Raw genomic sequence first — 15,158 nt, 5'->3', positions numbered from 1 at the left:
ATCTCACGCAAACGCCCGCAACCGACGGATCGTTTCCTCCGCCTCGCCGATCGCCTCCGGCGTTCCCACTGTCAGCCAGTGGCCGTCGAGCACCACGCCAAAAAGTCGGCCGCGTGCGATCGCCTTGTCGAAATAGATATTGAGGTTGAAGGCATCCTGCGGCGCGTCGTCGAACAGCGACGGGTTCATGGCGATCGCTCCGGCGTAAACGACGGGATTGGACGGATCGTCGCGATAACGCGTCAGCCGGCCATCGGCTGCGAGGCTGAAATCGTTCTTGCCGTTGTGCCCCGTCGTATCCTCGATCATCACACAGAGCAGCGCCATGTCCATGCGCTCGGCATCGAAGAATCCGGCTAAGCGTTGCAGGTTTGTCGGCCGCCCCGGCTGTTCGCCGATCCAGAACAGGTCGGCATTCATGACGAAGATATCGTCGCGGGTCAGCAGCCTCAGCCCCTTCGCCAGTCCGCCACCGGAGTTCATCAGCGCCTCCCGCTCGTCGGAGATGACGATGTCGAGGCCAGGATAATTCTTCAGATGATCGAGCATCTGGTCGGCGTGGTGATGAACGTTGACGGCGGCTCGTTCGATGCCGGCCGCCACCAGCGAATCCAGCGTGTAGTCGATCATCGGCTTGCCGTCGATTTTCACCAGCGGCTTCGGGATCGTCTCGGTGATCGGGCGCATACGGGTCCCGAGACCCGCGGCCAGTACCATGGCTTGTCTGATGCTCATGCTGATCCGGAACTTATGATTCGCTTTGGCCTATTCCAGCCCTTGCGCACCAATCGCGCAAGGGGGCAAGCGATTCGTGCTCAAGTGCGACCTGGAGATAGGTGAGTGTTCGGAGCATATGTTTGAGATAGCCGGGCTTGCCGTCGCGCTGCAGCAGCCGCACCCAAAGGCCGGCAAGCTTGCAATTGCGCTGCGCCGACATGATCGCCCAGGCCTTCATGAATCCGGCTTCGTCGAAGCCGCCTTGCGCCCGGCGAAGGCTGAGATAATCGTCCATCAACTGCCGGAAGAGATCCGGTTCGATCGTCACCCGTGCATCCTGGACGATGGAGGCGAGATCATAGGCGGTCGGGCCGATCATCGCGTCCTGGAAATCGATGATGCCGACCTTGCCGATACCGCTTTCCTCTTCGCGCCAGATGATGTTCGGCGAATGGAAGTCGCGCAGGAGCAGGTTTTTCTCAGCTGTCGCGAGCGCGTCGATCAGCGAGTCCCAGATCGCCAGATACTCCGCACGTTCGGCATCTGTGGGCGGCGTCCCGCGCTTCCAGGCAATATGCCAATCGAGCACAAGCTGCACTTCCATCTTCATCGCCATGCGATCGAAGTCCGGAATGTGATGCGTATGCGCTGTCGAAACCGGGATATCCTGCGGAATCTGCATGGAATGAAGATGGGCGAGGCAGGCGACGCTTTGCCGGTAACGTTCGGCGATCGGCCGCCCGTCGTCATCGAGCACGCCTTCGGTGCCGAGATCCTCGATCAGCAGGATGCCCTGCTCATAATCGACCTTATAAATCTCCGGCGTCGCAAAACCCCGCTCGCGCAAGGCATCGGCAATCGCAACGAAAGGATAGGCGTTTTGCGCCAGATGCGCGACCTTGGGATAGGGCTTGCCGTCATAGACCGGCGGTCCCTCGGGATGCGGGCGCCAATCCATCAGTATTTTTCGCGGAGCAGCGTTCGGATAGATCGCTTCATAGGCGCGCAACGACGCATCGCCGGTCAGGAAGCGGCGCTTAACCTCGGGATAGCCGGCTTTGTCGAGGAAATCGCGGATCGCCAGGACACGATGGATGCGCAAGGCCTGTGCGCCGGCGGCATCGATCGTTGCCCGGCGGCCGCTGCCTTCATGTGCGAGCCGCAGCGTGATGCGCTCGGCCGGCAGTTCGCCATCGGCCATCTCAGGCCATTCGACGAGACAGATGCCGTTCTCCAAAGCCTCGTCGAAGCCGAGTTCGGTCAGTTCGCCGGGATGGCCGAGCCGGTAGAGATCGAAGTGTGAAACGGGCAAGCGCAGATCGTAGGATTGCACCAGGGTGAAGGTCGGGCTCGGGACCTCGAGCTCCTCGTCGTCGGCGATGGCGCGCAGGATCGCCCGTGCCAGCGAGGATTTCCCCGCGCCGAGATCGCCGGAAAGGGCGAGGCAATCGCCGGCCTTCAAGGCCAACGCCAGGTCTTCGCCCAGTCGAGATGTATCCGCCTCGTCTTTCAGGAAAAGCGAGATGGTATCGCTGGTCGTCATTCGGCGGCCGCGGTATGCGGGACATTGATCGAGGGGATACGGCAGACGACGGTTGTGCCCTTGCCCGGCTCGCTGTCGATCGTCACGTCGCCGTGATGCAGACTGACGAAGCTGTCGACGATCGACAGGCCGAGACCGGCGCCGCCGCGTTTGCCGCTTTTCGCACCCGTCGCAAAGCGGTCGAAGACAGTGGCGATCATGTCAGGCGAGATGCCGGGGCCGCGATCGCTGACGGAGAAAACGAAATCCGTGCCTTCGCGATGGCACTCAAGCGCGATCGAGGTGCCTTCCGGCGAAAAATTCGCCGCATTGGAAAGCAGCTTCAGCAGGATCTGCTTCAGCCGCTGCGGATCGGCGACGATCGAGCCGAGGTAGGCCGGCGCGGTGATTTCGAGCGCGACGCCGCTTTCGTGCAGGCGATCGGCGATCTGCATCGAGACGTCGTCGAGCAGGTCGTTGAGATCAATATCGGCATAGTTGAGGCGCATGATGCCGGCATCGACGGTCGCAAGGTCGAGAATATCGTTGACGAGCGTCAACAGAACGGAGGACGAGGTCGAGATGTGGTCGATATATTCGGCCTGCCGTTCGTTCAGCGGCCCGACGCCCTGCGTGCGCAGAAGATCGGTGAAGCCGATGATATTGGTCAGCGGCGAGCGCAGCTCGTAGGACACATGCTGGACGAAGTCGTTCTTCAGCTCGTCGGCCTTGCGCAGCGCTTCGTTCTTCTCGGTCAGCGCCCGCTCGGCCCGCACGCTGTCCGTCATATTGACGAAGGTCAGCATGGTCTGCGCATTCGGCAGCGGGATGACGGCATAGTCGAGCACGAGCCCGGAGAAGAGTTCCAGCGTTCCCTGGCCCGAGCGGCGTTCGTCGTCGAAGCTGGTGATCAGTTCCGCGAACGCCTTCCAGCCGTCCGGCCGGTCATAGGACGGCGCGCAGGCCTCGCCCAGTCCGCGGATATGGGTGCCCGGCTTGGCTTCGGTTTCGGTGATCCCCCAGAGTGCGCGGAAGGCCGGGTTTGACAGACGGATGCGTCCATCCGGGCCGAACACCGCCACACCTTCGGAAAGATGGTCGATCGTTTCGCCCTGCACCTTGACCAGCGTGTTGTAGCGCGTTTCGAGATCGACCTGCTCGGTCAGGTTTTCGAATACCCAGGTGGCGCCCCCCTGCGGATGGGCAGTCGCGAAGACGCGCAATGTCTGTCCGTTCGGCAGGTGCCAGAGATCGGATTGGGTGTCGAGCGCGCGATAGACCGAAAGGGCTGCTTCCTTCCAGCTTTTCCAGTTGAGCTGGTCCGGCAGCTTCTTGGCAGCCCGTAGCCGCTCGAGCAGCTCGCTATTGTCCGGCCGGCCTTCGAGGAAGGCGATATCCAGCTCCCAGAGCGCGACGAAAGCCTGGTTGTAGAATTGCAGGCGGCGGTCGCCGTCGAAGATGGCAACGGGCGTGGCGAGATGGTCGAGGGTTTCGGCGTGGCTCTTCAGCGTCCGTTCCAGCTCGGCACGCACCGCCTCGATGTCGGACACGTCGATCGCGATACCGGCCGAGCCGCTGGGCAGCCTGACGTCGACGACGTCGAAGAATGTGCGGTTGCCGCGCACGACCGTCGAGATCGTGTCGTGGAAGGGCGATTCCGGCGTCGTCGTCGCGCGAATGCGTTCGCGCGCCACGGTGGTCAGCATTTCGCGGCCTTCATTGATCGCCTGCTGCGGCGATCGCGCTTCGACTGCCTCGCCATAAGCCTGGTTGACCCAGGTGAGACGGCCCGCCGGGTCGCGTTGCCAGGCCGGCATGTCGATCGCGTCGAGCATGGTCTGGAAGGCCGAGATCGAGGTCATCAGCCGGTCGCGCTCGATCCTGATCTCTGCCAGCTCGGCGCGTAGATTGTTGAGCGCCACGAAACGGACGAAGGCGCGCCCGCCGGACACCCGGCCTTGCGCCTCGAGGATTTCGTCGCGGATGGTTTCGACCACCATGTCGAAACTCTGCGCTCCGTCGCGTAAGCAGTCGATGGCCTTTTCCAGCTCGGAGGCCGAGCGGGACTTCAGCCAGAGGCCGAAGGCCAGGAATTCGCCGTCCTGCGGTGCGCCGGTTTCGGGCGGAAGCTGGCCGAGCAGTTCGGGGCGCGCATTACCGTCCCAGATGACGATCCGCCGATTCTTGTCGGCGATCAACGCCTGGTATTGCGAAATGCGCTGCTGGGCATCGGAGAGCGCCGAGCGGATTTCCCGGCTCTCGCTTTCCAGATTGCCGCGCTGGCGCACCAGCCACAGCGTCGAAAGCAGTGCTGCCGATATGACGCCGATGACGACGGAAACGCCGACGACCTGCGAGGATGTGAAGAGGTGAGCCGAAGCTGCCGCCCGCTGCTCCGTCTGTGCCAGAACCGGCTGCGCCAGCGCCGCCAGCGCCGTGCCGGCCGCGCAAGCCTTCAGGAAGCGCGCCAATGATCCATGCTCTTGCTTGGCGGCCTCGTGTGCCGCTGCAGATTTGTGCTTTTGGCCCGCCATCAGCGGGCGGCGACCGGCGCGAACGCCGTCATCCGCCTGACCGGGCAGGCTGCTTTTTCTTTCCGACATCCGCGGTATGTCTCCGTCCTTCAATGTGCCGCATTACGACAAGACATCCCATTTTCGGGGCGGCCGGACAGGGTCCGGCGTCCCGAATCAAGTCTTAAAACAATACTTCGGATGGGAATCGGCGGGAAGGGAGCGCCCAAAAAATAAGCCGCGGCACTTGTCAATGCCGCGGCTTCTACATCTTGTGGATATTAACGATAAGATCAATATCTGTAGTGGTCGGCCTTGAACGGACCCTTGGGCGAGACGCCGATATAGGCAGCCTGTTCCTCGGAAAGCTCGGTGAGCTTCACGCCGAGCTTGTCGAGATGCAGGCGTGCGACCTTCTCATCGAGATGCTTCGGCAGGATATAGACCTGGTTGGAATACTGGCCGGGCTTGGTGAAGAGCTCGATCTGCGCCAGTGTCTGGTTGGTGAAGGAAGCCGACATCACGAAGGACGGGTGGCCCGTGGCGTTGCCAAGGTTGAGCAGGCGGCCTTCGGAAAGAAGGATGATGCGATTGCCCTTGGGGAATTCGATCAGGTCGACCTGCGGCTTGACGTTGGTCCACTTGAGATTGCGAAGTGCTGCAACTTCGATTTCGTTGTCGAAGTGGCCGATATTGCCGACGATCGCCATGTCCTTCATCTGACGCATGTGGTCGATGCGGATGACGTCCTTGTTGCCCGTGGTGGTGATGAAGAGATCGGCAGAGGAAACGACGTCCTCGAGCAGCACGACTTCATAACCGTCCATTGCAGCCTGCAATGCGCAGATCGGATCGGCTTCGGTCACCTTGACGCGGGCGCCGGCGCCGGAAAGCGAAGCGGCAGAACCCTTGCCGACGTCGCCGTAGCCGCAGACCACGGCAACCTTGCCGGCCATCATCACGTCGGTGCCGCGGCGGATGCCGTCGACCAGCGATTCCTTGCAGCCGTATTTGTTGTCGAACTTCGATTTGGTGACCGAGTCGTTGACGTTGATCGCCGGGAAGGGCAGCAGGCCCTTCTGGCTGAGCTGATAGAGGCGGTTGACGCCGGTCGTTGTTTCCTCGGTGACGCCCTTGATCGCGTCGCGCTGCTTGGTGAACCAGCCAGGCGATGCGGCAAGGCGCTTCTTGATCTGCGCGAAGAGGATTTCTTCTTCCTCGGAATGCGGATGCGACAGCACATCTTCACCGGCTTCGGCGCGGGCGCCGAGCAGGATGTACATGGTGGCGTCGCCGCCGTCATCGAGGATCATGTTGGAAAGGCCGCCATCGGCCCACTGGAAGATCTTGTCGGTGTAGACCCAGTAATCCTCGAGCGACTCGCCCTTAATGGCGAAGACAGGCACGCCGGCGGCGGCGATCGCGGCAGCGGCATGATCCTGCGTCGAGAAGATGTTGCACGAGGCCCAGCGGACTTCGGCGCCGAGCGCCACCAGCGTCTCGATGAGCACGGCTGTCTGGATGGTCATGTGCAGCGAGCCGGTGATGCGCGCGCCCTTCAGCGGCTTTGCCTGGCCGAATTCGGTGCGGCAGGACATCAGCCCCGGCATTTCGGTTTCGGCGATCGTAATTTCCTTGCGGCCGAAATCCGCAAGCCCGAGATCGGCGACGACATAATCTTTTTCAGTGCTCATAGGGGTCTCCAGGCTGAAAAACGTCTCAAAAATTGGTGCAGGCGCGAAGATAGCCGCGCGACGGATGGGCCGTGTGTTCATGTATATCGCCCGGACGTGTGCAGCGGCTCCGGGATAACGACATGCACAAGGACAGAGAGCTAAAGCGCGTCCGCATGAAGCAAGTTCGATGCACCGCACCTTAGCGCACGGCATATCCGCCGTTTAGCAGGCTTCGGATGCGAAGGCAATAAGGATATAAAGAAGTCTTTATATGTTTATATGATCGCTGTTGGCGATCACATCTCTTCGCCGAACCGGTTCTGGATCAGTTGGTCCAGGGCCTCCAGCGCTTGCTCGGCCTGGCTGCCGCTTGCCGAGACGACGACGCTCGAGCCGGGGCTGGCCGCAAGCATCATCAGGCCCATGATAGAGGTGCCGCCGACCGTCATTCCGTCCTTGGAAACGGTGATGGCGGCATCGAAGGTCTCGACCATTTGCACGAATTTGGCCGAGGCGCGGGCGTGGAGACCGCGCTTGTTGATGATCAGGAGTTCTCGGGAGAGCGATGTCATGGAGGGCCGTTATTTTCCGCTGAGCACGCGGCTCGCGACATTGATATATTTCCGCCCGGCTTCGGAAGCCTCCACCAGCGCCTTCTCCATGTTGTTCTCGCCACGCACGCCGGCGAGCTTGATCAGCATCGGCAGGTTGACGCCGGCAATGACCTCGGTATGGCCGCTGCTCATGACTGAAATGGCAAGATTGGACGGCGTGCCTCCGAACATGTCGGTCAGAATGACGACGCCATGGCCATCATCGGCACCGGAAACAGCTTCGAGAATGTCCTGCCGTCTTTGATCCATGTCGTCTTCGGGGCCAATGCAGACCGTCTCGATGAATTTCTGAGGACCGACGACGTGCTCGACAGCATGACGAAACTCTTCAGCCAGCTTGCCATGAGTGACAAGCACAAGTCCGATCATGATATTACTGCTCCCATATACGCCAACGGTGGCCCCAATATCGCAATGCAGCAATTACGTCCACCGGTGGGGGCACATCTTGGCCATGAAAAGCCGAAGTGCAAGATAAAAATGCGAATATATAAGGCAGATTGATCAATCCGGAAGGCTTCAATGCCCGATATCGGCTGCTTTCGCCATCAGGATTGCAAGGGGTGACGAAACGCCAGTGAGCAACCGCAATGCGGGAAGCGAAAAACCGGCCGCGAGGCTAACGATTTCGCCTTCGGGGGGCACGCGATCTTCACCACTGGCGCTGCCCGGAAGCACGGCGTAGTGCATCGGCGCCCGTGGAATGTGATCCTGCTGGACGATGCCGGTGCCGCGAAGTTCGATCAGCCCGGCAATCGAGGGCGGACATGCCGCGATCACCGTGCCGGCCTCTTTAAACAAAAGAACCTGGTCGTCGGCAACCAGCGCCGTGAACAGGCCGAGCCGTCGTGCCTCGGTCATGCAGGTGAAGGCCAGCATCGATTTTCCCCAGCCGGAAGGTCCGCTGAACAGCAGCCCCGTTCTGCCGACGATGATCGCCGTCGCATGGATGTTCGGAGCCGTCGTCATGCGGCGGCGCCGACAGGCAAAGCGAGGATAAAGCGGGCACCCAGCACCTGTCCGCCTTCGGCATCGGTGATGTTCTCTGCTCTCAGCGAGCCGCCATGGGCTTCGGCGATCTGGCGGCTGATCGACAGGCCGAGCCCCGAATTCTGTCCGAAACCTTCCGATTCCGGTCGATCCGTATAGAAGCGCTCGAAGATGCGGTCGATATTTTCCGCCTGGATGCCGGGACCGTTGTCTTCGATCGTGGTGACGCAGCGTGACCGTGTCCGTACCAGCCGCACGGTAATCTTGCCACCCTTTTCCGGCACGAAGGAGCGGGCGTTCTCGATCAGGTTGGCGATGATCTGGCCGATGCGCAGATCGTGGCCGTTGACGACGAAGCGCGTCTTGACGTTCGGCTTGCGTTCGATCGCATATTCGATCTCCACCTGCTTCTTGGTGCTCCTGACCTGGCGTGAAACCTCGATGAGGTCGCGCAACAGCACCTCCATGTCGACGGAACCGGCATCGACACGAGCGAGTTCGGCATCGAGGCGGGAGGCGTCGGAGATATCGCTGATCAGCCGGTCGAGGCGGCGGACATCGTGCTGGATGACGTCCATCAGCCGCTTCTTGGAATCGTCGGATTTGGCAAGGGGCAGCGTTTCCACCGCGCTGCGCAGCGAAGTCAGCGGGTTCTTGAGCTCGTGGCTGACATCGGCCGCGAAACTCTCGATCGCATCGATGCGGTCGTAGAGCGCTGTCGTCATCTCGCGCAATGCAATGGAAAGATTGCCGATTTCATCCTGGCGGGCGGAGAAGTCGGGAATTTCCTCGCGCGCCTTGGCCCCGCGCCGCACCCGGATGGCGGCGGCCGAAAGGCGGCGCAGCGGATTGGCGATCGTCGACGAGAGCACCAGCGAAAGCAGCACGTTGACAAGCGTCGCGACGCCGAAGACGCGCATGATCGCAAGCCGCTCGGCATGAACGATATTGTCGATGTCGCCGGCCTGTGTCGACAGCAGCAGCACCCCGAGCACGGCACGGAAACGCTGGATCGGCACGGCGACGGAAACGATGAGCTCACCTTTTTCGGTCGTGCGCACGACGGCGCCGCGTACGCCGGTGAGTGCATTCATCACCTCTGGATAGATCGAGCCGTCACCGCCCGGCGCTTCCTTGTAGAGCGGCAGGTTGCCGGGCTGCAGCGCCTTGTTGAACAGGGTCGCGAACCATTCGCTCCAGGTCTGCTTCTCCTCTTCAACCGGCGGCAGGTCAAAACGCAGCACCTGGCCGCGCGAATAAAGATGGCGCGAATCGAGCAGCAGGTTGGCGTCGGCATCGAAGATGCGGGCGCGTGTGCGCGTCGGAGAGATCAGCCGGCGCAGAACCGGCGCGACCTTCTCCGGATCGATCGGGAATTCGAGGTCCTCGTCGTTCGGCACCGGGGTGATGCTCTGGCCGGCCTGCAGCTCCAGCAGCTTCTGCGGATCGATGGTGATCGAGTTGGTATCGACCGATGCGGAAGCCGAAATGGCGCCGGCGATGATTTCGCCCTGCGTCAACAGGCTCTCGGCGCGGGCGTCGATCAGTCCCTCGCGAAATTGGTTGAGGTAGAGGATACCGCAGACAAGCACGACCAGCGCGACGAGATTGAAGAACAGGATGCGTCGCGTCAGGCTCGAAAACACGGCATTGCCGAAGATACGGCGGATCAGCGTGAAGGGATGCGACCAACGGCGGCCTTTGACGCGACGGGTGGTCACGCCCTCCGCATCGTCGAGATCCCTTTCCTGCACCAACTGTGCCAACGACAGGCCCTTTCGAAGGGCGGGGCCAGATAAATCGGCCCGCAGCCCTCAACCATTCCGACAGCGCCGCGCGTCGTTTAAAGACGCGCAAAGGAGGCTGTAACACTTTAAACTGCTGCATAACTCACTCTAGGGAATTATGCAGTCGCGCTGCGCCGCGTGGGCTCAGGCCGCTTCGCGGAAGCGGTATCCCACTCCGTAGAGCGTTTCAATCATATCAAAGTCGTTGTCGACCATCTTGAATTTCTTGCGCAGCCGCTTGATGTGGCTGTCGATGGTCCGGTCGTCGACATAGACCTGTTCGTCATAGGCGGCGTCCATCAGCGCGTCGCGGCTTTTGACGACGCCGGGGCGCTGCGCCAGCGAATGCAGGATCAGGAATTCGGTGACCGTCAGGGTTACGGCCTCACCCTTCCAGGTGCAGGTATGGCGTTCCTGGTCCATGACCAGCTGCCCGCGCTCCAGCGAGCGGGCCTGCTGCACAGCGCCGTTCTTCGGCGCGCCGGCGGGGCTGGTGCCGGCGGCGGCGGCTTCACGGCTTGAGGCGCGGCGCAACACGGCGCGGACGCGCTCGACCAGCAGGCGCTGCGAAAAGGGCTTGGTGATGAAGTCGTCGGCGCCCATCTTCAGGCCGAAGAGTTCATCGATCTCCTCATCCTTGGAGGTGAGGAAGATCACGGGAATATCCGACTTCTGCCGCAGACGGCGCAGCAATTCCATGCCGTCCATGCGCGGCATCTTGATGTCGAAGATCGCCAGCTGCGGTGGCCGCGCCAGAAGGCCGTCGAGCGCCGAAGCTCCATCCGTATAAGTCTCGACCTTGTATCCTTCGGCCTCCAGCGCGATCGACACGGAGGTGAGGATGTTGCGGTCGTCATCAACGAGCGCGATTGTCGGCATGGTGTTGGTCTCCGTCATCAGTGCGCAATCTCCCGGATTTGCTCTCCCCAGGCGGTCTCAGTGACCGGATGCGCTTATGGAGGATAAAGGTGGAACAAATTGTGGCAAAGATAAAGGGAAAGATTGTCGTGAAATTCTCCAGCAATCTGGAGTAGTGCGGCAAAATGTTTCAACGCGGTATTTAAAACGATTTAAAATAGAAGCAATAAATTTAAATCGATTAAATATCTGATATTACTACATTTTATCAAATTTAGCGTCTTGTGTTTTAAAAATCCTGCCCGTATTTTCGCGCTTAGTTTAACGGCATCGAGCCTGAGCGAAGGGAATTAGCCATGGAAATGTTCGGAGTTCATAACCCGGCAACAGAGCTGGCAACGGTTGGATTGGGCGGCGCAGCCAGCGTTCGCTACAACTTTTCCGCCGCCGCGCTCTATGAAGAAGCGATCCGCCGGGGCGAAGCCGAACTGACTGCTCAGGGTGCGCTGCGCGCTATCACCGGCCAGCACACCGGCCGTTCGCCGCGCGACAAGTTCGTCGTTCGCGACAGCAATACCGATGGCGAAATCTGGTGGGACAACAATAAGCCGCTCTCGCCGGAACATTTCGCGCTGCTGCGTGAGGATATGCTGGCGCATGCCGCCGGCAAGGACCTGTTCGTCCAGGATCTCGTCGGCGGTGCCGAGGAAGGTCATGCGCTGCCGACCCGCGTCGTCACCGAATTTGCTTGGCATTCGCTGTTCATCCGCAATCTGCTGATCCGCCCTGATGCCGCAGCGCTGCCCGGCTTCGCGCCGAAGCTGACGATCATCGATCTGCCGAGCTTCAAGGCCGATCCGTCCCGCCACGGCTGCCGTTCGGAAACGGTGATTGCCTGCGATCTGACCAACGGTCTCGTCCTCATCGGCGGTACTTCCTATGCCGGCGAAATGAAGAAATCGGTCTTCACCGTTCTCAACTACCTGCTGCCGGCCAAGGGCGTGATGCCGATGCACTGCTCGGCCAATGTCGGTCCGGACGGTGACGCGGCGGTGTTCTTCGGCCTTTCCGGCACCGGCAAGACGACGCTGTCGGCCGATCCGGCCCGCACGCTGATCGGCGATGACGAACACGGCTGGAGCGAAAACGGCATCTTCAACTTCGAAGGCGGCTGCTACGCCAAAACTATCCGCCTGTCGGCCGAAGCCGAGCCGGAAATCTATGCCACGACCCAGCGCTTCGGGACCGTGCTCGAAAACGTCGTTCTGAACGAAGGCCGCGAGCCGGATTTCAATGACGGCTCGCTGACCGAGAACACCCGTTGCGCCTATCCGATGAATTTCATCCCGAACGCCTCGGAAACCGGCCGGGCCGGGCATCCGAAGACGATCATCATGCTGACCGCCGATGCCTTCGGCGTCATGCCGCCGATCGCCCGCTTGACGCCCGATCAGGCGATGTATCACTTCCTCTCCGGCTACACCGCCAAGGTGGCTGGCACCGAAAAGGGTGTGGTTGAGCCGGAAGCGACCTTCTCCACCTGCTTCGGAGCCCCGTTCATGCCGCGGCATCCGGCCGAATACGGCAATCTGCTCAAGGAATTGATCGGCCGCCATGGCGTCCAGTGCTGGCTGGTGAATACCGGCTGGACCGGCGGCGCCTATGGCACCGGCAAGCGCATGCCGATCAAGGCGACGCGCGCGCTTCTCGCCGCGGCTCTCACCGGCGAACTCGGCCAGGTGGAGTTCCGTGCGGATACCAACTTCGGCTTCGCCGTGCCGGTCTCCGTCAATGGCGTCGACGGCAGCATTCTCGACCCGCGCTCGACCTGGGCCGACAAATCGGCCTATGACGTGCAGGCCGGAAAGCTGGTCTCGATGTTCATCGCCAACTTCGCCAAGTTCGAAGGTCACGTCGACGGTGGCGTCCGCGATGCGGCTCCGGGCGTAAAGGTCGCCGCCGAGTAAGAACAACAAAATCTCTGACTCACGTGAAACCCGGCATCGCAGGATTGCCGGGTTTTCTTTGATTGCAGCCGATATTTTCAACTGGCTGCCGATGTGAGATAGAACGGCGTATGGCCAGCGACGCACTTTATATCGACGACAGAATCACCATCGCCGGATGGGAGCTGACGGAACAGTTCGTTCTGGCGGGCGGTCCCGGCGGGCAGAACGTCAACAAGGTTTCGACCGCGGTCCAGCTGTTCTTCAATATTCTGAATTCGCCGTCCCTCAACGATCGCGTCAAAACCAATGCGGTCAAACTCGCCGGCCGCCGCCTTTCGAAGGAAGGCGTGCTGATGATCGAGGCGAGCCGGTTTCGCAGCCAGGACCGCAACCGCGAGGATGCACGCGAACGGCTGAAGGATCTGATTCTGGAGGCCGCCAAGCCGCCGCCGCCGCCGCGCAAAAAGACCAGGCCGACCAAGGGTTCGGTCGAGCGCCGCCTGAAGGAAAAATCCGGCCGCTCGGAAGTCAAGAAAATGCGGGGCCGCCCTGGCGGCAGCGGAGGCGAATGACATGCCGGGGCTCTTGAGCGGCATTCGCCATCTCCCCGGCTACCTCGACCGGGCGCGTCAGGAGGCATTGGTCGAGGTGATCCGCACGATTGTCACCGAGGCGCCGCTTTATGTGCCCGTCATGCCCGGCACGGGCAAGCCGATGTCGGTGCGCATGACCAATTGCGGGCCACTCGGCTGGGTGACCGACAAGGAGCGTGGCTATCGCTACCAGCCGACGCATCCGGCAACCGGCAGGCTTTGGCCTGATATGCCGCAGGAGTTGCTCGATATCTGGAATGATGTTGCCGGCTACGACAAGCCGCCCGAAGCCTGTCTGGTGAATTTTTACGCCGACGACGCGCGCATGGGCCTGCATCAGGACAAGGACGAGAGGGATTTGCAGGCGCCGGTCGTGTCGATCTCGCTCGGCAACAGCTGCCTGTTCCGCGTCGGTGGCGTCAACCGCAATGATCGCACGCTATCCTTCAAGCTTTCAAGCGGCGATCTGGTGGTTCTGGGCGGGGAGGGGAGACTGTGTTTCCACGGCGTCGACCGCATTCATCCGGCGACCTCGACGCTGCTGAAGAATGGCGGCCGTATCAATCTGACGCTGCGCCGCGTCAATCCCCAAGACTGATCGCCGGAATAGAATCGCCTGCTATAGTTTCCGCAGCGCGACCTGTTCGATCAGATGATCCTTGCCCTTTTTCAGGATGAGATCGGCACGCGGCCGCGTCGGCAGAATGTTCTGCCGCAGGTTTTTCAGGTTTATGTTCGCCCACAAATCCCCGGCGATTTCGAGCGCTTCCGCGTCGCTGATCGAGGCGTAGCGATGGAAATAAGAGTTCGGATCGCGGAAGGCGGTCTCGCGCAGCCGCATGAAACGGGCGACATACCAGTTGTGGATCTGGTCTTCCGCGGCATCGATATAGATCGAGAAGTCGAAGAAGTCGGAGACCATCGGCACGATCTTGCCGCCGGCCGGCAGGTCGCGCGATTGCAATACGTTGATGCCCTCGAAGATCAGGATGTCGGGCCGGTCGACGATCTTGTATTCGTCCGGCAGCACGTCGTAGACGAGGTGCGAATAGCTGGGCGCCTTCACATCCGGCTGCCCGGCTTTGATCGCCGAGAGAAAGCGCAGGATCGCCGCCGTGTCGTAACTCTCCGGAAAACCCTTGCGCTGCATCAGCTTTTTCCGCTGCAGCACGGCGTTCGGATGGAGGAAGCCGTCGGTCGTAACGAGATCGACTTTGGGGCTGGAAGGCCAGCGTCTCAGGAGTTCCTTGAGGATACGGGCCGTGGTCGATTTTCCCACGGCGACCGAGCCGGCGATGCCGATGACGAAGGGCGTCTTCGTCACATCGGACAGGCTGAGGAAGCGGTTGCGCTGTTCGAACAGCATCTGCGAAGATTCGACATGCGCCGACAGCAGCCGCGACAGCGACAGATAGATCCGCCGGACCTCGTCGAGATCGATCGGATCGCCCATCGAACGCAGCCGTTTGACCTCGTCGCTGGTCAGCGTCAACGGCGTATCGGCGCGGAATTTCGCCCATTGTTCGGAAGAGAAGAAGTGGTAGGGCGAATAGGAGTCCGACTGGAAATGATCCAACGTTTCCGGCACCCCGATGATCTCAGTCGCGATACTCATGAACTCTGCCGGCCGGCCTTTTCCTTGAGGCCGGACTGCGCGGTTCTGCGCTCGAGTTCGGCCATGACATTTTCTAACGGTATTTCAGCAATCTTCAATACGACCAATAGGTGATAGAGCACATCGGCGGCTTCATAGGTCAGATTGTCGCGGTCGCCGGTCACCGCCGCCATCACGGCCTCGATCGCCTCTTCGCCGAGCTTCTTTGCCGCTTTCGGTTGACCGGCGGCCACGAGCTTCGCTGTCCAGGATTGCTCCGGCGAAACTTTCGACCGCTCTGCGACGATGCTTTCGAGATCGGAAAGGGAAAATCCGCTCATATGT

The 15,158-nt window shown here is 61.1% G+C and carries 15 protein-coding genes; 4 read left to right on the top strand and 11 right to left on the bottom strand.

All coding sequences use genetic code 11. The annotated features are described in order from the left end of the window. Positions 1 to 3: 3 nt before the first annotated feature. From GR197_RS27930 to GR197_RS27890, 9 genes are all read right to left on the bottom strand, one after another. Positions 4 to 735 (bottom strand): nucleotidyltransferase family protein, encoded by a 732-nt coding sequence (locus tag GR197_RS27930; RefSeq protein WP_164015503.1) that lies wholly within the window; start codon positions 733 to 735, stop codon positions 4 to 6. 13 nt (positions 736 to 748) lie between these two features. Further along, a complete protein-coding gene (gene tsaE / locus GR197_RS27925) occupies positions 749 to 2,260 on the bottom strand; it encodes a tRNA (adenosine(37)-N6)-threonylcarbamoyltransferase complex ATPase subunit type 1 TsaE (RefSeq protein ID WP_164015501.1) in 1,512 nt (503 codons plus the stop codon). Further along, positions 2,257 to 4,842, bottom strand: coding sequence for a sensor histidine kinase (locus GR197_RS27920; RefSeq protein WP_164015499.1), 2,586 nt, complete (start codon positions 4,840 to 4,842; stop codon positions 2,257 to 2,259). Before GR197_RS27920 ends, tsaE begins: the two co-directional genes overlap by 4 nt. A gap of 203 nt (positions 4,843 to 5,045) precedes the next feature. After that, complete coding sequence (ahcY, locus tag GR197_RS27915; RefSeq protein ID WP_164015497.1) at positions 5,046 to 6,446, bottom strand: adenosylhomocysteinase; 1,401 nt, start codon at positions 6,444 to 6,446, stop codon at positions 5,046 to 5,048. A 278-nt stretch (positions 6,447 to 6,724) separates the two neighbouring features. Then, a complete protein-coding gene (locus GR197_RS27910; RefSeq protein WP_164015495.1) occupies positions 6,725 to 7,000 on the bottom strand; it encodes an HPr family phosphocarrier protein in 276 nt (91 codons plus the stop codon). Between the two features lie 9 nt (positions 7,001 to 7,009). Continuing rightward, positions 7,010 to 7,411, bottom strand: coding sequence for a PTS sugar transporter subunit IIA (locus GR197_RS27905; protein ID WP_003544139.1), 402 nt, complete (start codon positions 7,409 to 7,411; stop codon positions 7,010 to 7,012). A 150-nt stretch (positions 7,412 to 7,561) separates the two neighbouring features. Next, positions 7,562 to 8,011, bottom strand: coding sequence for an HPr kinase/phosphorylase (locus GR197_RS27900; protein WP_164015493.1), 450 nt, complete (start codon positions 8,009 to 8,011; stop codon positions 7,562 to 7,564). Next, positions 8,008 to 9,798, bottom strand: a complete 1,791-nt coding sequence (locus GR197_RS27895) for a sensor histidine kinase (protein ID WP_164015491.1) — start codon at positions 9,796 to 9,798, stop codon at positions 8,008 to 8,010. Before GR197_RS27895 ends, GR197_RS27900 begins: the two co-directional genes overlap by 4 nt. Before the next feature lie 165 nt (positions 9,799 to 9,963). Continuing rightward, a complete protein-coding gene (locus GR197_RS27890) occupies positions 9,964 to 10,698 on the bottom strand; it encodes a response regulator transcription factor (RefSeq protein WP_007632058.1) in 735 nt (244 codons plus the stop codon). A 76-nt stretch (positions 10,699 to 10,774) separates the two neighbouring features. Here GR197_RS27890 and GR197_RS27885 point away from each other — a divergent pair, with 76 nt between their 5' ends. The 4 genes from GR197_RS27885 to GR197_RS27870 all read left to right on the top strand — a co-directional run bounded on the left by GR197_RS27885 (position 10,775) and on the right by GR197_RS27870 (position 13,817). After that, entirely contained in the window at positions 10,775 to 10,930 is a 156-nt protein-coding gene (locus GR197_RS27885) for a hypothetical protein (protein WP_164015489.1), read from the top strand. A 103-nt stretch (positions 10,931 to 11,033) separates the two neighbouring features. Further along, on the top strand, positions 11,034 to 12,644 hold the full coding sequence (locus tag GR197_RS27880; protein WP_164015488.1) for a phosphoenolpyruvate carboxykinase: 1,611 nt from the start codon (positions 11,034 to 11,036) through the stop codon (positions 12,642 to 12,644). A 110-nt stretch (positions 12,645 to 12,754) separates the two neighbouring features. Then, positions 12,755 to 13,198, top strand: a complete 444-nt coding sequence (gene arfB, locus GR197_RS27875; protein ID WP_164015486.1) for an alternative ribosome rescue aminoacyl-tRNA hydrolase ArfB — start codon at positions 12,755 to 12,757, stop codon at positions 13,196 to 13,198. A gap of 1 nt (position 13,199) precedes the next feature. Further along, positions 13,200 to 13,817 (top strand): alpha-ketoglutarate-dependent dioxygenase AlkB family protein, encoded by a 618-nt coding sequence (locus tag GR197_RS27870; RefSeq protein ID WP_164015484.1) that lies wholly within the window; start codon positions 13,200 to 13,202, stop codon positions 13,815 to 13,817. 21 nt (positions 13,818 to 13,838) lie between these two features. Here the strand turns inward: GR197_RS27870 and coaA are convergent, their stop codons facing one another. Together coaA and GR197_RS27860 are read right to left on the bottom strand one after the other, a co-directional pair. After that, on the bottom strand, positions 13,839 to 14,834 hold the full coding sequence (gene coaA / locus GR197_RS27865) for a type I pantothenate kinase (RefSeq protein WP_164015482.1): 996 nt from the start codon (positions 14,832 to 14,834) through the stop codon (positions 13,839 to 13,841). Beyond that, positions 14,831 to 15,154, bottom strand: coding sequence for a phosphoribosyl-ATP diphosphatase (locus GR197_RS27860; protein WP_164015480.1), 324 nt, complete (start codon positions 15,152 to 15,154; stop codon positions 14,831 to 14,833). Before GR197_RS27860 ends, coaA begins: the two co-directional genes overlap by 4 nt. Between the last annotated feature and the right edge of the window lie 4 nt (positions 15,155 to 15,158).

Origin of the sequence: Rhizobium phaseoli, assembly GCF_010668805.1 — a bacterium.
In the GTDB taxonomy this organism is placed as follows: domain Bacteria; phylum Pseudomonadota; class Alphaproteobacteria; order Rhizobiales; family Rhizobiaceae; genus Rhizobium; species Rhizobium phaseoli_A.
Note: the sequence above shows the minus strand (reverse complement) of the source record. Positions and strands in the feature narration are given on the sequence as shown.